Origin of the sequence: Methylomonas sp. AM2-LC (genome assembly GCF_039904985.1) — a bacterium.
Lineage (GTDB): Bacteria > Pseudomonadota > Gammaproteobacteria > Methylococcales > Methylomonadaceae > Methylomonas.
Map to the genome: position 1 here is coordinate 1,380,075 of NZ_CP157005.1, position 22,748 is coordinate 1,402,822.

Genomic DNA, 22,748 nt, shown 5'->3' on the forward strand with positions numbered 1-22,748 from the left:
GTAACGCAAATGAACGATTTTGATTGGCAGGATTATTCATCCGAAACGCAAGCCATTAGAGCAGGCCATAGACGTACCTCTGAAGGTGAGCATAGTATGCCTATTTTTGCTACCTCCAGCTATGTATTTGATAGTGCAGAACAAGCGTCGTTGCGTTTTACAGGAAAGCAGGAAGGCAATATCTATTCACGTTTTACCAACCCTACTGTCAGAGCATTTCAGGAGCGTCTGGCATTGTTGGAGCAAGGCGAATCCTGTTTGGCATTTTCTTCAGGTATGGCTGCTATTATGGCCGTGGGGATGTCATTACTTAAAGCGGGTGATCATGTAGTCTGCTCTCGCAGTGTTTTTGGCAATACTATTATGGCTTTCCAGAATTATTTTGGAAAATTCGGTGTGACAACGGATTTTGTCAACCTTACCGATTTGGCTGCATGGGAAGCGGCTATCCGACCAACAACGCGATTTTTGTTTTTGGAAACACCTTCAAATCCCTTAATAGAATTAGCTGATATTTCTGCACTGGCTGAAATTGCCCATCGGCACTCTTGTTTACTGGTGGTGGATAATGTTTTCTGTACGCCGATTTTACAAAAGCCCTTGGCATTGGGTGCTGATCTGGTTGTTCATTCTGCCACAAAATACATTGATGGACAGGGGCGCTGTGTGGGGGGGGCTGTCATTGGTAGGCAGCAATTAATTGAAAAAGAAATTTATCCCTATTTACGCACGGGTGGCGCTACCATGAGTGCTTTCAATGCCTGGATATTTCTGTCTGGATTGGAAACACTTGCCATTCGTATGCAAGCGCATTGCGAGAATGCTTTTGCCTTGGCTAAATGGTTGGAACAACAACCCGCGGTCAGTAAGGTGCATTATCCGGGACTTGAAACGCATCCTCAGCATGAATTAGCTAAACGTCAGCAACATCATTTTGGAGGGGTGGTCAGTTTTGAGTTGGTTGGTGGTCAGGAAAAAGCCTGGCAACTAATAGATGCAACTCGAATGCTGTCTATTACTGCGAATCTTGGTGATGTGAAAACCACAATTACTCATCCAGCCACCACAACACATGGTCGCCTTTCGCCTGAACTTAGGGCTGAAGTAGGAATAAAAGACAGTTTGGTGCGAATATCGGTAGGTTTAGAGAATATTGAGGATATTAAACAAGATTTAATGAGAGGTTTGGTAGATTAAAAGAGTAATTAGCATAAAATGGAAAGTATAAGCTAATATTTGTTTTTATAGCATTGAAAGTGCATCATTTCTATTAACGCTTTTTTTTAGGTTGATGTTAGTTATTTAAATCGAATTCTGAAACGACAAAAATATTGGCTGTGTTCTAGGCAGGTCATTAAATAAAAGGTTTTGCCAATATTCAACGTGATTTTGCCGTTAATTTTATATTGCCCTGCTGGAAGAAACGCTTCAGGATTGTTACTTGTCTCATTAATAATTAATGCTTGGAGGTTTTTTCCAGAAACACTCGTAATATTGTATATTGAGTAATAGCCGGAGACGAGCTCCAGCAGTGTCATTTTGATGTTCATCCCTTCATGCATTGTATTTTGTCGAATAATACATAAGGATACTGAGTTTTTATGTTTGTATAATAAGCTTAGGTCGCCAATACTGGTATCAAAATGGTATTTTTCAGTAAAAACCACCACATTATTCTCAGATTGCATGATATTGACAGTGTCACCCTGCAATAATTGTTGCGAAGGTTGTGTGTTAAATTGATAAAAAGGACTTTCCTGCTCTATCGGCCATAAAGCCAAGGTATCCATTTTCAAATTAACAGGATTTAACTGACGACTTAATATGCTAATTTTCTGAGTTTTATCCAATGCCTGAAAATATTGGCACACAGATTCAAAGCCTACTAATAATTGTGATACATAATGATCACCCTGATGAATATCGGCCAACACCTGTTTATAACCGGTTAGTTGATGTATGAGTTTGTGTTGAACTTCAATACGCAATTTGGTGGTAATTTTGTTGTCTCGCAATGCTTCTACAAAACGATGACAATCAATTTTTATCACGTCCTTGGCAAAACTGTGTTTGCTGGCATTAACTGCTTGAGGTAAATTTTTTTGATCCCAGTAGTAACTCGAATTACTGGTGTAACTTGGGTTTATATCCAATAAATCGTAGTGTTGGTTGCTAAGCCTGAAAAACTCTTTGATGTCAGTTGATGCATAACGTGTGGCTTTGAACAAGCTAAATAGCAAGTTACGTTTTATGACCGATATAATATTTGGTTGAAACTTGAATATTTGTATTTTCTGGATTTGAAAAGTTTCCAAATCATTACATTCAATGCTAATCTTGTATAGTTTTGCTGTTTTTTTCCATAATACATTAGATGAAAGTTGGTGTAACAAGTGATCGTTGCGTAGATTATAACCAATGAATTGTAATGCATAATAACTTGCCAATTGCCTTTGTCTTAAATCCAGTTGGTTACTTTCAGCTAGGCGGCAAAATAACTTAGATAATAGTTTTATCAACTCGGCTCCGAGTTGCGCAAGTTTTATAGATTTTTGTTTAGCTAAGAGATTACTATATTCTACAAAACTGTTAGCCTGTAAAAAAATATTTGGAGTATAGTCTAATAGTAGAGGATAAAACTCCCAAAGATCATTCTCAAGTTTGGATAATTGTTTGAGGGTGTCATACATTTGCATGAATGAACTGCTAATGGGCAGATCTTTTATGTTTTCTAGCCATGCAGACAAGGATGTTGGGGTCAGAGGCGAGGGCAGAGTTAAAGATATTTTCATGCTTTAAGATTAAACAAAAATTCAGCTTAAGTCCAGTTGTAAAAGTAGGTATTGCTTGAGTATATCCGAATTTTTTATACAGTATATTATATTTACACTTTCAAAATCATGAATAGAATATTAAATTGGAAATGGGCGCTGTTAGCACCTATAGCAGGTCTATTGCTTACTTTATCATTTGCGCCTTATGATTATGCATTTGCTTCAATATTTTCGCTTATGTACTTATACAGAGTGTGGTCAATATATCCATTAAAATATTCTGTAATATTGGCTTATTTATTTGGATTAGGGTTGTTTGGCTCTGGTATTTGGTGGGTATATATTAGTGTACATGACTATGGGGGAGCTGATATAACTAGTGCTGGATTGTTAACTTTGTTATTAGTCAGTATCTGGGCTATATTTCCGGCTTTAACAGCAGTTATAGCTGTTCCGTTTTTAAAATCAACATCAGTATGGATACGCATTACTTCTATAGCTGTATTATGGGTGGCTGTTGAGTATTTTCGTGGTTACTGGTTGTTGAATGGTTTTCCATGGTTACAAATTGCTTACAGTCAGTTAGATACCCCTTTGGCCGGATTTGCACCTGTTTTGGGTGTGTATGGTGTCGGTTTTTTTTTGGCGGCATCTGCGTTTGTCTTGGTTGAAATGTTGACCTCCCAATTGGCGGTCAGGCAAGGCATTTTGTTTTTATTACTGTGCTGGGGAGGTGGGGGAATACTTAAAACAGTTGCCTGGACACACAGTATAGGTGCACCCATTAAAATAACCTTGGTACAAGGTAATGTTAGCCAAGAACAAAAATGGCTACCAGATCAACAAATCAATACTTTAAAGCGCTATCAAGAATTAACTGAACAGCATTGGCAGGATTCAAATGTGATTATTTGGCCTGAGACTGCCATCCCGGCATTTTATACACAGGTTAAAAATTTTTTTCTGGAGCCTTTGGCCGCAATAGCTCATCAGCATAATGTCGATGTGGTGGTTAGTTTGCCCAGTAGTGGAGAGGATAATGAATATTTTAACAGTGTATTGGTTCTAGATAATCTCGATCAGTTTTACCATAAAAATCATTTACTACCATTCGGCGAGTATTTACCTTTACAACCCTTGTCTGGATGGATTCTGAATCTGGTCAATATACCTCTTGGCAGTTTTACCGCGGGTGAAGATCGGCAAATGTTACTCCGTGCCGGGGGCTATCCGTTTATTACCACAATTTGTTATGAAGATGCCTTTGGGGAGCAGGTGACACGACAACTAACGGATGCTGCCTATATTGTCAATGTGACTAACGATGCTTGGTTCGGAGATTCTTCACAAGCCTATCAGCATATGCAGATGGCACAAATGAGAGCATTAGAAAGCGGACGTTATCTAGTAAGAGCAACGAATACCGGTGTGACCGGATTTGTCGCTCCCAATGGCTCTATTCTGAAACAGGCTCCGTTATTTACGGCGACTACGTTGACCGATAGCATAGTGCCAATGACTGGACTTACGCCTTATGCGCGCTTTGGTGATAATGCTGTGTTTGCACTATTGATTGCTGTGGTGTTAATAATCAATTTGTGTGCATCCAATAAATGGCAAAAAGTTCTGCAGCGAGCTTAATATTAAATCGTTTTTTTGTGCTGCCAGCCGCAGGCAATACTAGCTAATAATCCGCCAAAACTGTCAGCTAGCCAATCCATACTGCTTGGGGTTCTGCCCATAACAAAGGATTGATGCCACTCATCTGACAGCCCATAAAGGCTACAAAAGCCAAAACTTAAAATCATAAGCAGAAGGCTATTATGCATAAAATGTCTTAATACTCGCCAGGCGCAGATACCCATAATGGCATAAGCAAGAAAATGTTGCAGTTTGTCCTCGTTTTCAAATAAATCGGTACCAGGTAACACGGATTGTGCAGATAGCCAATAAATCAAACTGCAGTAAGAAATTAAAACCAAAAAGTCTAATTGTTTGCGCATAATTATCTGTGTCTGGTTAAGAATGATAGCGGTTTTCTCTATTTTTAACACTATAAGTGGGGGAGATGGCGCCAGGAACGATGGCTATTTTAACGTATTTATGCAACCTGCTTCATTTTGTTCGGGGTGAGTAGCTCGATGAATTAGGTAAACAGTGATTGCGCCAAGCGAATATTGAATACTTTAGCTTAAGGTGCGCGTAGAATGAGGTACTCGCATTAGTCAATGAGGAGGTTAGTATGAAAAGAATAATAATAGCTACAGTTTTTTGTGGATTGTCAGGTATTTATAGTGGCGTTTTTGCTGATGTAAGCTTGCAATCCAATGCGGATGTGCAAGGCAGTTGGACATTAGACTATACCAAAAAGAACGCAACGACTGCTGAAACAATTAAACGCGAAGATAATTGGAGTTTTAGTGAAGGTAAAGTCACTATTAAACATATTCCGCGTGAAGGCACTTACTATGATCAATCACCCGTTGGTTTTGAGGTTGAAGGTGGAAAGTTAAAAATAGGGCTGTTAGGAAGACCGGATAAGTTTGATGTTTTTTCGATGCTGGAAAAAGACGATAAAACCATGGTGTTAAAAGGAAAATTTGGTGATATTTATCATTTTTCAAAAAAGTAGTTTTAGGTGTTTTGATCTAGTTGTTTAGCCGGTTAGCATTAGTGAGTAGCTTGTTCTTTGCGTTTTTATGGAGAATGAGAAAATAAAACGACTATCCAAGTGGTTTGGATAGTCTATTTTTTTACACTAAAATAAATTGATTTTTTGGAAAATACAAACATGTTTCCCTGGAAGGATTAAAGTTGATAAAATTGCTAAGCTTTTAACAAAATGGGGTGAAATATATGACAGTTATTGAAAGAATTCAAGATCAGCTTAACCAGAATGGGGTAGTACTTTATATGAAAGGTACACCTGATTTTCCTCAGTGTGGTTTTTCCGGTCGAGTGGTACAGGTGCTTCAAGCGTGTGATGCCAAATACAAAGCCGTTAATATTTTCGACGATCCTGAGTTGCGTGAAACCTTGAAACAATATTCAAACTGGCCTACCTATCCGCAGTTGTATATCAAAGGCGAACTAGTGGGTGGTTGTGACATTGTTATGGATTTGTACAACAAAGGAGAGCTCGCGCCCATGCTGGTAGCAGCCTATCATTCTGAGTCTGTGTAATTTATCTGGATCCAGTATCAATTGCTGATGGTAATATTCGATGATTGTGTGTCGGGTTAGCAACGAACCTAACCCGACTGAGTGGAAATAATGCCAACTCTATCATAGAATTGTTTTTTCCAGTTCCGATAAGGTTTGCCAGCGATTAATAATTTGGCAGAATATCTTGGCCGTTTGCTCCGCATCGTAAAGTGCTGAATGCGCTTTATCATTGTCCCAGTCCAGTCCAGCTGCTTCGGCAATTTTTGCTAATACCGTTTGTCCAAAGGCTAAGCCGCCTAAAGTAGCAGTATCAAAGCTGCTAAAAGGATGAAAAGGGCTTCTTTTGCATTGAGTGCGTTCAATTGCAGCATTCAGGAAGTTAATGTCGAAAGAAGGGTTGTGTCCGACCAATATGGCACGTTTGCACGCATTGCGTTTAACGGCTGACCTAATGGGGGCGAATAATTTGGTTAATGCTGCACTTTCATCGATAGCCATTCTAAAGGGATGAAAGGGGTCTATGCCAGTGAATTTTAGTGCTGCGGCATCCAACTCGGAGTTTTTAAAGGGTATAATATTACATTGATGTTTTTCGGTAATAATCAGTCGATCCCGTTCATCAGGTTCTACAATGATGGCTGCAATTTCCAGCAGAGGGTTTTTCTTGACATTAAAACCAGCGGTTTCAATATCAATGATAACGGGTAGATAGCCTCTAAAGCGGTTTCCTAGCGGGTTTTGGCGGGTTTCCATGAGTGTTGATAATATAAAAAAGCTCTGTTGTATGCTATGTTACGCGAGTTTTCAGTAGGTTCAAAAACTATTCAAGGTAGTCAGGTGAATATGATGCAAATTAAAAAATTAAAAAAAACAAAAATACTGTTTACAGTAGCCGCCTTGGCATTAATAAATGGCTGTGCAACAACAACTAAAGTATCTGATCCTGCTGATCCCTGGGTGGGATGGAATCGGGGCGCTCAATCCTTTAATGACGGTTTGGATAGTTATATTGTTAAACCTGTTGCTCAAGGTTACGATACTATTATGCCGAGCTTTGCGCATAAAGGCGTCACCAATTTTTTTAGCAATCTTGATGATATAGATGTAATTGCTAATGATGCCCTACAAGGTAAGTTTTCTCAGTCCGGTATGGATAGCGCCCGATTATTGGTTAATACCACCGTCGGTTTGGCTGGTTTTATTGATGTCGGTACACTACTGGAACTTCCCAAACACAATGAGGATTTTGATCAAACTCTAGGTTATTGGGGTGTGCCTACTGGACCTTATCTGGTTCTACCTTTTTTTGGCCCCAGTTCACCACGCGCTGTGTTTGGTTTGTTAGGCGATGCCGCATTAAATCCTATCAGTTATACAGGTATTTATTTTGGTTCAGGTTCATCTTTATCCTACGAAGTCTCTGGCGGTTTGGGGATCTTAAAAGCGATTGATACGCGTGCAAATAATTTAGGGTTGGAAAAAGTGATCAATGAGGCCGCTGTGGATCGTTATGATTTTTTCAAAAACGCTTATATTTCCAGACGTAATTATTTGGTACATGATGGCAAGGTATCAGACGAAGATGATGTTTTAAAATTCGAAGAGAAAAACAGTAACGGTATGGGGCCAATTAGTCCTTATTAAGTTAAGTAGTCAGACTTCTCCTGTAGCGGGGGAAGTCTGGAAACCGTCATTTAGTGTCCGCTAAACCATTTATCAATTTCTTCTATATTTTCCACACTCAGTCCGCCAGACCAGACTCTAAGCATGATTAAGCTGCGAGCATAATCGTAACAAGACTTTTGGTATTCAATATGTGCCTTGTAGACATCACGTTGCGACTCTAGTACATCAACTATCGTATTAACACCCAATTCATATCCTTGCTGCTTGGCCGCATGGGTTTTCTTGATTGCTTCCAAATGTCTTAAGGTTGAATCTATTTTGGATTCACCCGAGGACGCATTTAAAAATGCACTACGGGTTTGGCGTTCAATTTCGCGTTTTAGCTTTTCAAATTCCTGTAAAACAATTTGCCTTTTTGCCGAAGCTTCATGGTAACCCGCTTCGACCCTGCCACCTTCATAAATAGGTACATTGACTAGCAAATTAACACTACTGACTTGATAGCCATTGCCCGTTGGTGAAATTTGCCGGTTATCGAAGCTTTGGTCGGAATAGGTTTCGATGGCTTGTAATGACAGAACGGGTAGGTGATCAGCTCTACTGGCTGCCATATTGTGTTCTGCTGAATCCAGGGCGGCGTGAAGAGCGTATAAGCCGGGATTGGAATTGATGGCATCGCTGATCCATTGCTCGACATTGTTTGGTGCCTTTGGAAATAATTGCACAGATAATAGATCAAGATTGGTAGGTAAGATGCCGGAAATTTCACGTAACTGCTCTAAAGATATGGCCTTTTCATTTTCGGCTTCTATTATCTGAGTAGCCAATTGTTCGTGATAAGCTTGGACTTCATAAAGATCCGTGATTTTTACCATTTGTCGTTTTTGCATTTCTGTAAGACGTTTGACTTGCATGTCAACCGCATTTTTCTCTTCTTGCAAATAGGAGATTTTATCGACAGCTTCAAGAGTGAGTAAGTAACGATCCAACAATTCGCCAGAGAGTTCTAGGCGATAAGCATCTTGTTCCGCAGTTGCTTGTCTAGTGCTATCCTCAGCACTTCGATAGCGCAGAAAGGTGGCTAAATCAAATAAAGCTTGTCTGGCTTGTACGACACCACGCAAACCAGGGTAGTTTTGTACGCCTGTCGAGATAGAGTTGTATTGGTTTTTGGAGTAACTACCATTGGCTGTGATTTGGGGGAGCAGTTTACTGAAGGCTAAATCTTCCCGGGCTTTGGTTTGATCAATAATAAATTGTTTACTGAGAATGGTTGGGTTATTGGTGATGGCTTGTTGGTATAACTCTAACAAAACACCAGCCTTTGTGTGATGACTTGTCAAAGTTAACACTAACACACTTAATAGTTTTAGTCGGAATGCGTTGCGTAGCATACGAAGCTCAATCCTCTGTAAACGAATGGGCAATACTATCTTTTAAAGGTGCCGCTAAATACTGAAACATTGTGCGTTCGCCGGTATGAATCATTACATCGGCGGGCATACCCGGTAAAAGTTTTAGTTCAGATTTTAACAAGGTTTGTAATCCGTTAGAGCTAATAGCAATTCGTGACAGAAAATAAGGTTCGGCGTTGGCAACATGTTCGTCAGTTAGACGATCAGCCGATATAAATATCAACGTACCGTCAATTTTGGGGGTAGTTCTGGTTTTAAAAGCGCTAAAGCGAATTTCTGCTGTTTGGCCAATATGGACTCGATCAATATCCATCGGCGTAATGCGGGCTTCTACAATCAAGTTTTCTCCTTGAGGGACAATATCTAATAACTTGCCACCGGGTTGGATAACTGCGCCAATGGTATGTACCGTTAGTCCCATGATCATGCCAGCAACAGGTGCTTTGATGATGGTTCGGATGACTGTATCCTGTAAAGATTGAATGCGTTCACGTAATTCAAATAAGTTTGCTTGCACTTCGCTCAATTCTTTGGCGACATCACGTTGCATATCTTTAGTTAATTGCACAATTTTCAGCTCAGTTTCTGCTTTTTGCTGACTTGTTTCCGCAATCCCGGATACCAGTTCTCCCAGTTTTCCTTCTGATTGTGATAGATTACGTTGAAATTCTCGGACTTTTTGCTTTTCGGAGTAACCCAGGTTAACCAGTGCATTGTAATCATTGACCTCATCCTGAAAAGATTGAATCAATTGTTTTTGGCTTTTACGCTGGACTTCTAAGCCAGTAATGCGCGAATCAAATTGCTCAATCTGGCGTCTATACAAACCAATTTCACCTTCAAAAGCCTTTTTCTGTACACTAAATGTATGGTTTTGTACCTGCATGGCTTCCTTAGCCCGGTTATCATCCTTATTGATAATTAATGTGTCTGGATAGTTGATTTCTGTTGCAAAGTTTTGTTGAGCAAGTAAACGCGCTTCTTTAGCTAAAGCAATATAAAATTGCCCATTCAAAATTTCTAGTTGTGCTTTAGGTTGTGTGTCATCCAGCACAATGAGTACTTGTCCTTGTTCTACATTGTCACCATCTTTACTCATAATGCTTTTAACGATACCGCCTTCAAGATGTTGAACAGTTTTGCTATAGCTTTCTACGGCTACAATGCCAGGTGCTAGTGCGGCGCTACTTAAAGGTGCTATTGCAGCCCATAGCCCAAAGCCGCCAAAAACAATAATAATGATAAGGATGCCAATGTGGCGAAAACGCCGTTCATCAGTATTTTCAATGCTAACAAGAGGTTTGTTATCAGACATGATAGCCAGTAGTATTAAGAAGTTGGTAAAGAATTGGTTGCTGAGGCTAATGACATAGGGCTAGGCTTTTTGCTCAACTGGTTTTTGGGGTTGTTGTTGAAGGGCGGCTAGTACATCTTCTTTAAACCCAAAATGCATAATTTCACCATTTGCCAGAATTAAAATATAGTCCATTTGGGCTAGGATATTACTTCTGTGGGTGATAATAATGACTGTACGGCCAGTTTGCTTTAAATATTGCAAAGTGCGCTGTAAGGCCATTTCACCTTCCTGATCAAGGTTTGAATTAGGCTCGTCCAGTAAAAAAACCTTCGGTTCTCCGTAGAGTGCCCGTGCCAATCCAAGGCGCTGGCGCTGTCCAGCAGATAAGCTATAGCCACTGCCTTCAATGCGAGTATTATAAGCTTCTGGTAAGTGTAATATCATGTCATGGATGCCAGCGTGTTTGGCCGCAGCAACTACTTTTTCTGGATCTACGATTCCAAAACGTGCAATATTTTCACCGATGCTGCCATCCAGTAACTCCACGTCTTGCGGTAAATAGCCAATGGCATTGCCTAATTGTGATTTATTCCATTGCCGAACCTCGGCTCCATCGAAGCGTACTGCTCCTTCGCTTGGTGCATAAATACCTAGTAATGCTCTTATCAGTGTTGATTTTCCTGCGGCGCTGGGGCCAACAATGGCCAGATGTGAACCTGCTGGAATGGCAAAATTAATGCCTTTAATCACTGGAACTGATAAACCGGGTGGAATAATGACGCAATTTTCTACCCGTATTTCGCCTACTAGCGGAGGCAGTAACATGGGTTCTTCGTTATTAGGTAGGTTGAATAACAATTTATCCAGACGATGATAGGCGTCACGTGCCATTAGTACACTGCGCCATTGAGCAATAATTTGATCAATTGGTGCCAGAGCGCGTCCCATCAAAATTGAGCCGGCTACGACCAGGCCAGGGGTTATTTCTCGGTGGATGGAGAGATAAGCGCCCAAACCTAAAATTAAAGACTGAATGCTAAGGCGGTAAAATTTAGATAGCGCGGTAATCAAGCCACCTTTAGCATTGGCACGAAGTTGCAGGTCTAAATGTTGGTTTTGTCTTTGTCGCCAGCGTTCTCTTACCTGTGGCAGCATGCCCATGGCATCGATGACTTCGGCGTTACGTAAATTGGCTTGTGTCATTTGCTGAGCCGCAATCGATTCTTTAGACGCATTTTCCAGATCATCTTTAGTTGCATATTCGTTCCAGACGGCAAAGCCGGTTAATATTAATGCCGAAATAATCGCGGTCAGGCCAAAATATGGATGGAACAGAAATAGCAAAACAATAAAAATAGGTAGCCAAGGGGCGTCGAAAAATGCAAATAAACCCGGTCCAGTTAGAAACTGTCTTACCATCTGTAAATCGGTCAAGGGCTGTGCGGTCATGCCTTTTCCGGAGGTTAAACTTTGGCTAAACAAGGCATTATAAATGCGGCTGTTGAGTAAGTTGTCCAGTTTGTTGCCGGTCACATTCATAATCTGTGAACGTGTCCATTCCAATCCTCCCATGACCATTAATAAAAACAGGGTAATTAGGGTGAGCATTAGCAGGGTTGATTCACTACTGGATGCCATGACCCGGTCATACACTTGCAGCATATATATCGAAGGAATGAGTAACAGTAAGTTTATAAATAGACTGAATATACCTACTGAAATAAAGGCAGATTTGCAAAGCAGTAGCGCTTGCTTAATTTCTGATTGTGGTTTGGATAGATTGCTGTCAGTAGTATTGACCATGTTTAGGCAGAAAATGAGTTAAGCAGAGTGGTGTATAACAATGCCGAGGTTCAGTTTGGTTGGTAAAACCAAACCATGCTACATCTATAGTTTTATGTTAAAAATCCCAGTATTTTATAAGATATTGATAGTGTTTATATTGATGGTTTACTTATAATATTTGTTACAACTTAGACTCTTAATTGGCTACTCGCTTTGGTATAAGTTATAAGTTTAGCGTTACATGGCTGTCCTAGCTTTAATATTTAGGATAATACAAAAAATTAAAAATTACGTTTACAACTTCGATTTTAATTACATGCAATCTAAATGTCCTGAATAAGCAGGCTAAATACCTTAAACAGTATAGCAGTAAATAATTAAATAAAATTTATGTTGCTGCCTGTTGGATATGCGCAGAAAACGATTTAAATAGACTGATATGCATGTTTAATTGGTTTTTTTCGAAAATAATCATTGAAAAAAACTTGAGTTGTGGTGGGGAGTATTTTTTGAAAATGTAGCCCAGCTATCATTATTGAACGCTGGGATATCACTTTATGTTGCAAGTTATCGATCAATATCAAGCTGAGCGGATACAGCTTGCTCAGCTTGATCTAGTCGATATAAAGAGGCTTATGCTCTCTTGTTTAACATTACCAGCAATATGAAGTGTGACATACACCAATATTAGCAGTGTAATATTGTTGGCTAGCGCACAGATCAATCTCATGGCTACAGCCAGTTGTATCTACACAAGAAGTAATGGCTGTTGGTGTTTGGCAAGCGTTTTGGGTAGTAAAACCATAGCCGCTAGCGCATTGTGATACCACTTCGTATTTGCCGCAGTCCAGATTGCCGAAGTCATAATTGCCGTGACAGTCACTTGTTGTTGTTGCAACTACTTGGTAAACATTGTTGATGCATTTTTCAAGTTTAACAGTTTCGCCGCAGTAGTTAGTATCATGGCCTGAGTCGTATACGCCAGTATGACAGTTATCAACCCATACATTACCTTTAACGTGGCAATTGGTTAAGCCGCCGTTAATATTCAGATTGTCATTGCAAGAGTTAACAGTAATAGTGCCTGTTTCTGCAAGGGTATTAACACTGACCAAATGAACATTATCAATAAAGGCACTGGAATTTGTATTTTGACTGCTACAGCAGAAAGCGCCACCTGTTGTTGCGGTGCCTTGTTCCAAGAACTCCAAAGTGCTTGAGGTGCCAGAGCCAGCAGTTACATTAAATGTATAAGTATGGAATGTAGAAGATGTTGGGTTAATAGTTCCAATTACGTTACCTCCCCACAATACTTCGATAGACGCAGCTGCTGCATGGGTACTGCAGTAGTTTTCAGCTGCATCAAATGACAATTGATAAGTTTGGCCTGCTGTAGTTGCAACATTTTGTGTTACGTAGTCGCTAGAACAAGCAGAGCCTCCAAACCATGAAGACCAGCATGAAAACTGGCCGACGCCTTGCAATTCCAGTACATCTGCGCCTGTAGCACCTGTCAGTCCTTGTGAGCTGGCAGTTACCACGTGCGCATGGCCTGATGGGTCGCTCCAGCCAGATAAGTTGCCGGTTTCGAAGCTGCCGTTGCTAATCAGATTGGTGGTTCCCAATATGGTTTGGTAGGTAAACTCAGAATTGTTGTCTGCATTAGCGGAGCCGCCCACATTAGCCAGTGTTAAGCTTTCACCTTTAGGTACATTCATCTCAACGATATAGGTACCCCAAGCGACATTGGCAAATTTATAATGTCCAGTTGAGTCTGTGGTAACAGTTATTGGCGTAAAGCCTGCTGAGGCACCCGTTCCAACCAAGGTTACTTGAATGCCAGACATGCCTTTTTCGCATGGAGCGTTAATCAAACCATTACCGTTGGTATCGTTCCAGATTTCACCGCCCAGATTGACAGTGCAAGGGGTAATGCCAGCATTTGTAGTAGTGGTTGTACCGCATGTAGTAATGGTTGTGGAGTAGCCATTATCATCCACTTGGGAAACAATGCTACCTGATGCTCCTGCGGTTGTTGGCTGTGTAAAATCGTCACCTTTAGGTGCTATTACTTCAATAATGTATGTACCCGGTGCTTCGGTAAAAGAGTATTTGCCGTTTGCATCTGTCACGGTGTGATCCAAAATTGTTTTGCCTGTGCTGTCCAACAGGTCAACAGTGATGCCTTTTGCACCGATATCGCCAGTATCTTTTACACCATTGCCATTACTATCTAAAAACACAGTTCCATTAAGAATTGAAGCATGGACTAAGCCAGCGTCTACATAGGAAACTGATTGACCTTGTGCAACTGAAATTACGCTGCTCAGACCTGTGGTGGAATTAGCATCGTCGCTTAGAGTGGTCGCAGAACCCGGTTTGCCTGAGTTGTCATCACTATAATAGTAGTTGGCTGGTGTAATGAATTTAACTGTGTAATTGCCAGCATTTAGTCCGGTAAATTCGTAATAGCCTGCAGCTCCAGTTACTGGGTCATTGCTGGTAACAGTGGTAGCAATTACTTTGGTACCAGTGCTATCCATTAATTCAACGGTAACGCCGTTAAGTAGGGGTGCTGTTCCAGTAGGTGCGCTGCCTGTACATAAAGTATCCTGCCAAACTGTGCCATCGATTTTACCTGAACCTACTTCGACCAGTAGCGGTTGGCTAATGGTGCCAGCAGGTAGTGAAATGGCACTGTTAGCAGTACCAGGTTGCAGCACGATGGTGGCATTGGCGTTGGTGAGTAATTCTGAAGCCGCGCCTGCAGCAATGGCCGTTTTAGCAAATCCAGCAATGGCGTCAGCTGCTGATTGTAAAAATGCACTTGGATTATTATTGGTTAGTAAATCTAATTCGGCTGCAGAGGTATATTCTGCAGGAGTCAATCCTTCAATTTCCCAAATTGCCGCTTGTATTTCACCAAAAGTGTAACCAGCGCCATTGTTAGCACTTGCATATTGGCTGTCGGTGTTGAAGTTGTGCTCAACGATCCAGTTGATTTCTTGAATTTGTGTTTCAGTCAACGGAATTTGTACTGCTGGTGCGCTTTCGCCCAATGCGCTGGCTGCTTGATAGGTATCTGTGTCATTGCCAGTGTAGCCAGCATAAGCTGTTGCGTTTGTATAAATGGAATGTACAGATGAATTGCCGTAGTAGGTGGTCAGATTGATATTAAGGCAAAAAGTTCCATAGGTGTAACCATTAGCTAGTTGCGGAACATTGCTATTAGAAATAGTTATGTAGAGAAAGCTTGGATCTAATACAGGGCCGCCAGCATATTGTGTCTCTGTGTTTCCATAGATGGTACTAGTAACATCAGCTGCTAAAGTGCCTAAGGTATTTATGCTCATTTTTCAAAACCTCTTGTTTAAGTTTAAAGATGGGTAATTAAGTAAAGCTGAATTTCGATCTCTGGACGCTAATGTATATGTTGATAAATCTGTACATTGAAGAGTATTGATTTTTTTATTTAGTTTAAAGTTTAAAGCAAAATAGCGTTAGCAAATATCCAAAAATTATCATACCAAATCCACTGACGATCTATCTATCTCTGGCAAATAATGTACAACAAAGTCATGACAGTTTTAATACATAAGCATTTATGCCAAAACTTTTGATCGCGCATCAAATAGCTTATGACAATTATTGATAATAATTTTTTGTGAGACAGTTCAATTTTTTCACAATTATGTATGTAATGCAATTGTACAAAGGTGCAATGATCAAAAAAAAATTAACAAGAGCGTGCTATTGACATTAGCATACAAATATGTGTTATTAAAAATGGGGCCGATTTTTCTGTTTAGGCGAGGCAAATGCTTGTATATTTAGCTTTGTAGATAGAGCAAGTTTATAGGTAACTTTATTTGTAACTATTCAGCGTAAATAATTAAAAAAAAGCTTGACAAGGTTTTTGGTCGAAAAATAAAAAATTCAGTGAACTGCCAGCTTGTAGTGGAATGACGTATTTAGCTACGCATTCGGCAACTACAATTCCTCAATTGCAACATTAAATAGAAGGGTAGTGACTCTTGGTCGTTCGTGGCCTACATCGCAACCTCGAAGGCAAAAATCGACTTTTAAAACTGGCCTTATAATACCGCTAACAGTAACGGTTTAGCGGTATATTAGTTTGACTGTCGATAATATCAACATTGAAGACACCATCAAAAAAGTTCAGCAACTGATCGCTGATGAAGAGCATATGTCATCAGCTTTGCGTGCGACCTTAGAAGTCATGATCATGCTGATTCAAATAATGGCTAATCGTTTAAGCCTGACTAGCCGAAATAGCAGCAAACCGCCTTCTACGGATCGTTTTAAAGATCAAGACAAAGTCAGTGGCGATGACGAGAACAAAGGCAAAAATAGAAAGCGCGGTGGGCAGTTCGGTCGGATAGGTACAACTTTAAAAAAAGTGGACGATCCCGATGAAATTGAAATTCTGGAATTAGATCGGGCGACTTTACCACCAGGGAACTATCAGGAAGTTGGTTTTGAGATCCGCCAAGTATTTGATATTGAGATTCAGCGCCTTGTGACCGAATACCGCGCTCAAGTTCTGGAAGATCAATTTGGCAAACGTTTTACAGCCTCTTTTCCGGTTGAAGTCACTAAAGCGGTGCAATACGGGAATGGCGTCAAAGCACAGGCCGTGTATTTGTCTCAATATCAACTCATTCCCTACCAACGTGTTCAAGAGCAATTTCAGGATCAATTCCAACTACCGATCAGTGTCGGCTCAATCTTTGAATTTAACCAGCAAGCTTATCATTTGCTCGAACAATTTGAATTGAAACTCATCACGAAAATACTCGCCTCGTCCCTATTGCATTCCGATGAGACCGGGATCAACATCAATGGGAAAAATCATTGGCTGCACTGTATTTCGAACCAGCAATGGACGCTCTTTTACGCCCACGCCAAACGCGGCATGGAAGCAATAACCGCTATGAATGTTTTAACCCGTTTTACAGGTATTCTCTGCCACGATCACTGGAAGCCCTATTTCCAGTTGAACTGCCTGCATGCCTTATGTAACGCTCACCATTTGCGCGAGCTGACCTATGCCGAAGAACAAGAGAACCAAGCATGGGCTAAGGATATGCGAGAGTTGCTTGTTTCTATCAATGAGGCTGTTAAGGCCCAGGGCGGTGTTTTATCCGATTCTATAGCGGCAGGCTATACCGATCAATATCGGGCAATTCTTAAAGAGGCTGAGCAGGAATGTCCTCCCCCGCTCCCAGAGAGAAAGGAAGGACAACGGGGACGACTTAAACGCAGTAAATCGCGAAACTTATTGGAGCGGTTAATCAACTTTGAGCAGCAAACCTTAAGGTTTATGACTGATGCCAAGGTACCCTTTACCAATAACCAAGGAGAGAACGACATCAGAATGACCAAGGTTCACCAAAAGATTTCAGGCTGTTTTCGTAGTCAGGAAGGTGCTGATATTTTTTGCCGTGTTCGAAGTTATTTATCAACATGCCGGAAAAACAACATATCAGCCAGCGAAGCGTTGACACTGCTCTTTAATGGCAAATTGCCGGATTTTATACGGTGACGACCAAAATTCGCTGAGCGTGATAAATTACGCTGAATAGTTACCTTTATTTTTAAATATGGGACTAAAGTGCTATTGCTTTAAATAAATGTGAAGTAGTACAATGTTCTCGAAATTGTTTTTTTAGTGTGTTGTTGGTGAATCTTTATTAGGAATATATCCTGATTGGGTTTTTTAATTAATCGTAATGGGAAATGAAAATGAAAAAATTAAGTCAGTTTATTATGTTTTTAAGCTTAGTATCAGTCACTTTTTTGGCAAATGCTAACCCAGCTCCACTTCCTTCTCCAGGTGGCGTCTCAGTTGCACCTGAAATGGATGCGAACTTTGCAATAATTGGCTTAGGTTTGTTGAGCGGTGTTATTGCTTTGGTTGCTGAGCGTCGTCGCGGTAAATAAGGTTAGTATACCTAAATAAAAAACTAAGCCGGATGGTGATAGTTATTCTCTTAGGATAGTTTGTTAGCAATCTGTTCTAGCAGCAGTAAAGTCGAGATGTTTAACACTCGGCTTTTTTTTTGCGAGTTTATTTTTGATGTCGTTGTCGTTTAAGTAAAGTTAAGTCGCATTATCGGTTGAGTGTTTGTATCAAGCATATCTAACTTGTGTATGGTCGGTCTTGGCCTTATTTCTAATTGTTGCTGGCAATCACGCTGATAATTAAATCATTGAGTACATAAAATTGATAAAAGTATTGGATCCAAAATTACCGGTAGCGACTAGGAACGTAAACCGTACTCATTTTATGTGGCGTTGTCTTGCTGCACTGCTCTTAATAGCACTTGAGGTTCTTGTGGTCACTTTGCGATTTGATAGTGGTTCTGAAGTCATTGCGCAAACGCCTTATGTGTTTTATAGCTCACTTTATTATGCGGGTAAATTGTTAAGGTATTTAATCAGTGTTGTCGGCGTGCTGTTTATTTTGAGCTTGGCGCGGCGTAAACAGGTTTTGGCTGTGATTGATACACAATTACCGCATTCAAATTTTTGGCGTTATCTGTTTTTACAGTTAGTTGCCAGTGTCATCTTTTATTTGCTAAGCCTCAGTTTATTGGAAGATATTCCGTCAAACACTACTCTCAATTCTCTATGGGTTAATGCTGTTGGAATAGCATGGTTGTTGACTGGTTTTCTGGCTGGTATAGCTTGCTTGCTGATGATGGCGCGTCCATCGTTTTGGTTTATAGTCGTCAAGAGTCAATATAAAGTCTTGTTGGGTGCTGCAATAGCAGGTTTATTGTCTATGCAGACTGGCTTTTTAGCCAAAGAAGCCTGGGAGCCGCTATTAAAAACAACTTTCAATTTGGCACAATTTATACTGGGTGTTTTTTATCCGCAAATAGTGGCTGACACCGAGCGAGCCATTTTAGGCACACCCGCTTTTCAAGTAGAAATCTCTGCAGCTTGTTCAGGCTACGAAGGGATGGGCTTGATTACTGCGTTTTTGAGTTTATATGTATGGATGTTTCGCAAACAATTACGGTTTCCGCGCACATTTTGCTTGTTTCCGTTCAGTATATTGGCTATGTGGCTATTGAATGTTTTGCGCATAGTAGTGTTAGTTGTGATCGGGGATAAAATCTCTCCCGCCATTGCAGTCAGTGGTTTTCATTCCACTGCTGGCTGGATATTGTTTGTATCATTGAGTGTATTAGTGATTGTGGTATGCCAAAAGGTACCTTACTTTATTAATCAGGAATCAGAGTTGGTTGTTGAACGCCAGTATTCTCCAGATAAAGCCATGGCTTTGCTTATGCCGTTTGTAGTGTTATTAGCTAGTATTTTGATTGCTATGGCGTTTAGCAGTGGTTTTGATTGGTTATATCCGTTAAAAGTGTTAATAAGCGCCGCTGTGCTCTGGTATTTTCGTGATGTTTATCGTAAATATTCGTTGGATGTCAGTTATCAGTCAGTATTGATTGGTTTGTTTGTATTTGTCTTATGGTGGATGCTCGTTCCGTTTTCTGCAAGCGATGATGAAAAGTTTGCGATGGTCTTGTTTGCACAACCTGAACAAATTGGTTACACCTGGTTATTATTTCGGTTTTTAGGTGCAACTATTACTGTGCCGATTATTGAAGAATTAGCTTTTCGCGGTTATGTGATTACCAAATTAGTGGATCAGAATTTTGAAAAAGTCACTCCTGGTCAATTTACTTGGTTATCTTTACTGGGTTCTTCATTTTTGTTTGGTATTCTGCATGGTCAATGGCTGGCTGGGTTTTTAGCAGGTATTTGCTATGCCTTGGCTTTATATCGACGTGGGCAATTAGTTGATGCGGTTATCGCGCATTTGGTGACTAATTTAGCCTTGGCAATTTATGTTGTGGCAACCCAGCATTGGTCATTATGGTAGAAATAGTAAGCGTTTTATTAATATGTGAGTGGCATAGACCATTCATCCTTCGACTTTAGGAAACTTCGAAAAACCACCCTTCGACAAGGCTCTCCTGAGTTGTATCGAAGGGCTCAGGGCGAACGGCGGTATTTATATATCAATAATTTACCGTTCGTGCTGAGCCCGTCGAAGCGCAAAAGCCAGGTTTTTCGAAGTTCCCTTTAATGAATAATAGCTTTATTCAAACGACTGCAACTGGCTGTAATTCTACATGGATAAAATCGGCTGTGCTGTTGATGAGTCTGCCGGCTAAAATCTGATTTTCCAAATTTATTGAGTTGTCTACATCACATGCCACGCGTAAATAATTTTCGGTGTAACCAAAATAACGGGTTCGACTATTCTCCAGTTGTTCGGTTTGCCCTTCCCATAAGATTTCAACAGTTGAATTCAGAGTAGTGTTGATAAATTGTTGTTTCATTTCTTCTGCTAAAACATGTAGCTGTTGGCTGCGTTGTTTTTTAATTGCCTGAGTTATTTGTGGGGTTAAACCTGCCGCTTTTGTACCTTCTCGAGGCGAATAGCTGAAAATGTGAATGTGCCCAAAACCTAGGTTTTTAATATAGTCATAACTTTCCTGCCATTCTGTTTCAGTTTCTCCTGGAAAGCCAACAATAATATCAGTGGTAATATTGAAGTGAGGTATGCGGGATCTAGCCAGCTGCACCATACTTGCAAACTCCTCGGTTTTACAGCGTCTGGCCATGCGGCGTAACACTGCATCGCTACCACTTTGCAGCGGCATATGTAAATGGGGCATAAGGCGGGGATTTTTAAATAAGTCGAAAAATCCCTCGGGCAATTCCCAGGGTTCCAGAGAGCCTAAACGCAGGCGTTCTATTTGAGTATGCTGCAAAATAGCCTTAATCAATTCACTAAGATTAGAATCTATATCGCTACCATAGCCACCCAGATGCACCCCGGTAATAATGACTTCTTTAATGCCTTGGCTATGTAAGGCATTAATTTCTGCAATGATAGCTGATGCAGATCGGCTTTGCTCTTCGCCACGTGCTACCGTGACTATGCAAAAAGTGCAGCGGTAGCGACATCCATCCTGTACTTTAACAAATGCACGTTGCCTGCCTCGGCTAAACAAGGATACTTCACCGGGTTCCGTAGACATGCTAGGCATGCTGTCTAAATTCAGCTCGTTAAGGGTTTTTTCTACTAGCTGCTGTTTGTCTTTATTGCTGATTACTAAGTCTACACCCAATAACTGGGCGGCTTCTGCTTCGTTTAGTGTTGCATAACATCCGCTGACCACCAGTTTGGCCTGTGGATTGTCTCGATGAATACGGCGTATTAATTGTTTGGATTTGCGTACAGCTTCCTGAGTAACTGCGCAGGAATTGATTACCACGACATGCGCTTCCGCCGCTTTGCGCGTTAATTGATGGCCCGCGGCTTGAAAAGCCTGCGCCCAAGTTTCAAGCTCAGCTTCATTAAGTCGACAGCCTAAGGTTTTGAGATGTATATTTAGCATGGCGGGTTATCCAAAAAACCAGTAAGTCACAAAAATCGCAGTTAACATGCCACCCAGATCAGCAATCATACCGCATGCAGCCGCGTGGCGAGTCTGGCTGATACCGACAGCGCCAAAATAAACGGCTAATACATAAAACGTTGTTTCGGTACTGCCTTGTAATACCGAGACCAAGCGACCCGCAAACGAATCTGCGCCCTGGGTTTGCATGGTGTCTATCATCATTGCTCTGGCACCACTGCCACTGAAAGGTTTTAATAGTGCAGTCGGTAATCCATCAATAAAACGGTTGTCAATATGAAAAAAGTCGACACATAACCGTAGCAGTTGGGTAATCAATTCCAGTGCGCCGCTGGCTCTAAATACACCAAATGCAACCAGCATCGCAACTAAATAGGGAATTATTCCGATTGCGGTTTGAAAGCCTTGCTTGGCACCTTCTATGAACAGTTCATACACATTCAGTTGTTTGTAACTGGCGGCGGCAATAAAACTGATGACTAAGCTGAATAAGATAATATGACTCAATAAGGCGGATTGATCGAGCATTTCCGTCTGGGTTAACTGTGAAAAATAACTGAGTAAGCCAATGACAATCAAGCTTATGCCGCCCAGATAACTGAGTATCACTTTATCCAGTAAATTGATTTTTTGCACCGTTGCAACAGCCAGTAAGCCACAAAGTGTTGACATATAGGTGCAGATTAAAATCGGTATAAAAACATCGGTGGGGTTAATGGCACCCAATTGTGCGCGGTAAGCAAATATGGTGACGGGGAACAAGGTAATAGAGGAGGTATTAAGTACCAAAAACAATATTTGCGGATTGCTGGCCCGATCAGGATGTGGGTTTAAGCTCTGCATTTCTTGCATGGCTTTAATGCCCATAGGTGTAGCGGCATTATCCAGGCCCAACATGTTAGCCGCTATATTCATAACCATGGCACCCAGTGCGGGGTGGTCTTTGGGTATTTCTGGCATCAGTCGGCTGAAAAGCGGATTTAGGGCTTTAGTGAGTAGGTCAATACAACCACTCTTGGAGCCTATGTTCATAATGCCTAGCCATAAAGTCAGTACCCCGCTAAGTCCTAACGATATTTCAAAAGCATGTTTTGATTGGCTGAAAAGTGCGTTCATCAGGCCAGAAAATACGCTGTGATCACCCAGCACCAGCCATTTAAATAATGCGGTGATAAATGCACTTAGGAAAAAGAAAATCCAGATAAAATTTAACACT

Annotated in this window: 17 protein-coding genes; 8 read left to right on the forward strand and 9 right to left on the reverse strand. The window is 40.8% G+C overall.

The window, feature by feature from the left end; all coding sequences use genetic code 11:
• The first annotated feature begins 9 nt into the window (after positions 1 to 9).
• Positions 10 to 1,197 carry an O-succinylhomoserine sulfhydrylase gene (locus tag ABH008_RS06200; protein WP_347988987.1) on the forward strand — a complete coding sequence of 396 codons (1,188 nt, stop codon included), beginning with the start codon at positions 10 to 12 and terminating at the stop codon, positions 1,195 to 1,197.
• Positions 1,198 to 1,298: 101 nt separating this feature from the next.
• On the opposite strand, the gene ABH008_RS06205 is transcribed toward ABH008_RS06200, so the two are convergent.
• Positions 1,299 to 2,792 (reverse strand): hypothetical protein, encoded by a 1,494-nt coding sequence (locus ABH008_RS06205; protein ID WP_347988988.1) that lies wholly within the window; start codon positions 2,790 to 2,792, stop codon positions 1,299 to 1,301.
• A gap of 108 nt (positions 2,793 to 2,900) precedes the next feature.
• On the opposite strand from ABH008_RS06205, the gene lnt reads away from it, so the two are divergent.
• Positions 2,901 to 4,415, forward strand: coding sequence for an apolipoprotein N-acyltransferase (lnt, locus tag ABH008_RS06210; protein ID WP_347988989.1), 1,515 nt, complete (start codon positions 2,901 to 2,903; stop codon positions 4,413 to 4,415).
• A 2-nt stretch (positions 4,416 to 4,417) separates the two neighbouring features.
• On the opposite strand, the gene ABH008_RS06215 is transcribed toward lnt, so the two are convergent.
• A complete protein-coding gene (locus ABH008_RS06215; protein ID WP_347988990.1) occupies positions 4,418 to 4,777 on the reverse strand; it encodes a VanZ family protein in 360 nt (119 codons plus the stop codon).
• A gap of 239 nt (positions 4,778 to 5,016) precedes the next feature.
• On the opposite strand from ABH008_RS06215, the gene ABH008_RS06220 reads away from it, so the two are divergent.
• Both ABH008_RS06220 and grxD read left to right on the forward strand, forming a co-directional pair.
• Positions 5,017 to 5,406, forward strand: coding sequence for a hypothetical protein (locus ABH008_RS06220; RefSeq protein WP_347988991.1), 390 nt, complete (start codon positions 5,017 to 5,019; stop codon positions 5,404 to 5,406).
• Positions 5,407 to 5,630: 224 nt separating this feature from the next.
• On the forward strand, positions 5,631 to 5,957 hold the full coding sequence (gene grxD, locus ABH008_RS06225; RefSeq protein ID WP_347988992.1) for a Grx4 family monothiol glutaredoxin: 327 nt from the start codon (positions 5,631 to 5,633) through the stop codon (positions 5,955 to 5,957).
• 102 nt (positions 5,958 to 6,059) lie between these two features.
• Here grxD and rnt read toward each other — a convergent pair whose 3' ends face one another.
• Positions 6,060 to 6,692, reverse strand: coding sequence for a ribonuclease T (gene rnt, locus ABH008_RS06230; protein WP_347988993.1), 633 nt, complete (start codon positions 6,690 to 6,692; stop codon positions 6,060 to 6,062).
• A 36-nt stretch (positions 6,693 to 6,728) separates the two neighbouring features.
• Here rnt and ABH008_RS06235 point away from each other — a divergent pair, with 36 nt between their 5' ends.
• Positions 6,729 to 7,583, forward strand: a complete 855-nt coding sequence (locus tag ABH008_RS06235) for a VacJ family lipoprotein (protein ID WP_347988994.1) — start codon at positions 6,729 to 6,731, stop codon at positions 7,581 to 7,583.
• A 50-nt stretch (positions 7,584 to 7,633) separates the two neighbouring features.
• Here the strand turns inward: ABH008_RS06235 and ABH008_RS06240 are convergent, their stop codons facing one another.
• The 4 genes from ABH008_RS06240 to ABH008_RS06255 all read right to left on the reverse strand — a co-directional run bounded on the left by ABH008_RS06240 (position 7,634) and on the right by ABH008_RS06255 (position 15,415).
• The gene (locus ABH008_RS06240) at positions 7,634 to 8,959 is read right to left on the reverse strand and encodes a TolC family protein (RefSeq protein ID WP_347988995.1); all 1,326 of its coding nucleotides are present in this window, start codon (positions 8,957 to 8,959) and stop codon (positions 7,634 to 7,636) included.
• 7 nt (positions 8,960 to 8,966) lie between these two features.
• Positions 8,967 to 10,295, reverse strand: coding sequence for an HlyD family type I secretion periplasmic adaptor subunit (locus ABH008_RS06245; protein ID WP_347988996.1), 1,329 nt, complete (start codon positions 10,293 to 10,295; stop codon positions 8,967 to 8,969).
• A 60-nt stretch (positions 10,296 to 10,355) separates the two neighbouring features.
• A complete protein-coding gene (locus tag ABH008_RS06250; RefSeq protein ID WP_347988997.1) occupies positions 10,356 to 12,080 on the reverse strand; it encodes a type I secretion system permease/ATPase in 1,725 nt (574 codons plus the stop codon).
• A gap of 635 nt (positions 12,081 to 12,715) precedes the next feature.
• Entirely contained in the window at positions 12,716 to 15,415 is a 2,700-nt protein-coding gene (locus tag ABH008_RS06255) for an SdrD B-like domain-containing protein (RefSeq protein WP_347988998.1), read from the reverse strand.
• A gap of 782 nt (positions 15,416 to 16,197) precedes the next feature.
• On the opposite strand from ABH008_RS06255, the gene ABH008_RS06260 reads away from it, so the two are divergent.
• From ABH008_RS06260 to xrtE, 3 genes are all read left to right on the forward strand, one after another.
• Complete coding sequence (locus ABH008_RS06260; protein WP_347985933.1) at positions 16,198 to 17,628, forward strand: IS66 family transposase; 1,431 nt, start codon at positions 16,198 to 16,200, stop codon at positions 17,626 to 17,628.
• Positions 17,629 to 17,828: 200 nt separating this feature from the next.
• Positions 17,829 to 18,026: a hypothetical protein gene (locus tag ABH008_RS06265; RefSeq protein ID WP_347988999.1), complete on the forward strand. Its 198-nt coding sequence runs from the start codon at positions 17,829 to 17,831 to the stop codon at positions 18,024 to 18,026.
• 346 nt (positions 18,027 to 18,372) lie between these two features.
• Positions 18,373 to 19,983, forward strand: a complete 1,611-nt coding sequence (gene xrtE, locus ABH008_RS06270; protein ID WP_347989952.1) for an exosortase E/protease, VPEID-CTERM system — start codon at positions 18,373 to 18,375, stop codon at positions 19,981 to 19,983.
• Between the two features lie 223 nt (positions 19,984 to 20,206).
• On the opposite strand, the gene mtaB is transcribed toward xrtE, so the two are convergent.
• Both mtaB and ABH008_RS06280 read right to left on the reverse strand, forming a co-directional pair.
• On the reverse strand, positions 20,207 to 21,511 hold the full coding sequence (gene mtaB / locus ABH008_RS06275; protein WP_347989000.1) for a tRNA (N(6)-L-threonylcarbamoyladenosine(37)-C(2))-methylthiotransferase MtaB: 1,305 nt from the start codon (positions 21,509 to 21,511) through the stop codon (positions 20,207 to 20,209).
• A 6-nt stretch (positions 21,512 to 21,517) separates the two neighbouring features.
• Positions 21,518 to 22,747 carry a nucleoside recognition domain-containing protein gene (locus ABH008_RS06280; RefSeq protein ID WP_347989001.1) on the reverse strand — a complete coding sequence of 410 codons (1,230 nt, stop codon included), beginning with the start codon at positions 22,745 to 22,747 and terminating at the stop codon, positions 21,518 to 21,520.
• Position 22,748: the final 1 nt, after the last annotated feature.

Excerpts from the sequence above, each read along its gene's own strand:
- ABH008_RS06200 (WP_347988987.1), top strand. The coding sequence starts at position 10 with ATGAACGATTTTGATTGGCAGGATTATTCATCCGAAACGCAAGCCATT.
- ABH008_RS06205 (WP_347988988.1), bottom strand. The coding sequence starts at position 2,792 with ATGAAAATATCTTTAACTCTGCCCTCGCCTCTGACCCCAACATCCTTG.
- lnt (WP_347988989.1), top strand. The coding sequence starts at position 2,901 with ATGAATAGAATATTAAATTGGAAATGGGCGCTGTTAGCACCTATAGCA.
- ABH008_RS06215 (WP_347988990.1), bottom strand. The coding sequence starts at position 4,777 with ATGCGCAAACAATTAGACTTTTTGGTTTTAATTTCTTACTGCAGTTTG.
- ABH008_RS06220 (WP_347988991.1), top strand. The coding sequence starts at position 5,017 with ATGAAAAGAATAATAATAGCTACAGTTTTTTGTGGATTGTCAGGTATT.
- grxD (WP_347988992.1), top strand. The coding sequence starts at position 5,631 with ATGACAGTTATTGAAAGAATTCAAGATCAGCTTAACCAGAATGGGGTA.
- rnt (WP_347988993.1), bottom strand. The coding sequence starts at position 6,692 with ATGGAAACCCGCCAAAACCCGCTAGGAAACCGCTTTAGAGGCTATCTA.
- ABH008_RS06235 (WP_347988994.1), top strand. The coding sequence starts at position 6,729 with ATGTTACGCGAGTTTTCAGTAGGTTCAAAAACTATTCAAGGTAGTCAG.
- ABH008_RS06240 (WP_347988995.1), bottom strand. The coding sequence starts at position 8,959 with ATGCTACGCAACGCATTCCGACTAAAACTATTAAGTGTGTTAGTGTTA.
- ABH008_RS06245 (WP_347988996.1), bottom strand. The coding sequence starts at position 10,295 with ATGTCTGATAACAAACCTCTTGTTAGCATTGAAAATACTGATGAACGG.
- ABH008_RS06250 (WP_347988997.1), bottom strand. The coding sequence starts at position 12,080 with ATGGTCAATACTACTGACAGCAATCTATCCAAACCACAATCAGAAATT.
- ABH008_RS06255 (WP_347988998.1), bottom strand. The coding sequence starts at position 15,415 with ATGAGCATAAATACCTTAGGCACTTTAGCAGCTGATGTTACTAGTACC.
- ABH008_RS06265 (WP_347988999.1), top strand. The coding sequence starts at position 17,829 with ATGAAAAAATTAAGTCAGTTTATTATGTTTTTAAGCTTAGTATCAGTC.
- xrtE (WP_347989952.1), top strand. The coding sequence starts at position 18,373 with ATGTGGCGTTGTCTTGCTGCACTGCTCTTAATAGCACTTGAGGTTCTT.
- mtaB (WP_347989000.1), bottom strand. The coding sequence starts at position 21,511 with ATGCTAAATATACATCTCAAAACCTTAGGCTGTCGACTTAATGAAGCT.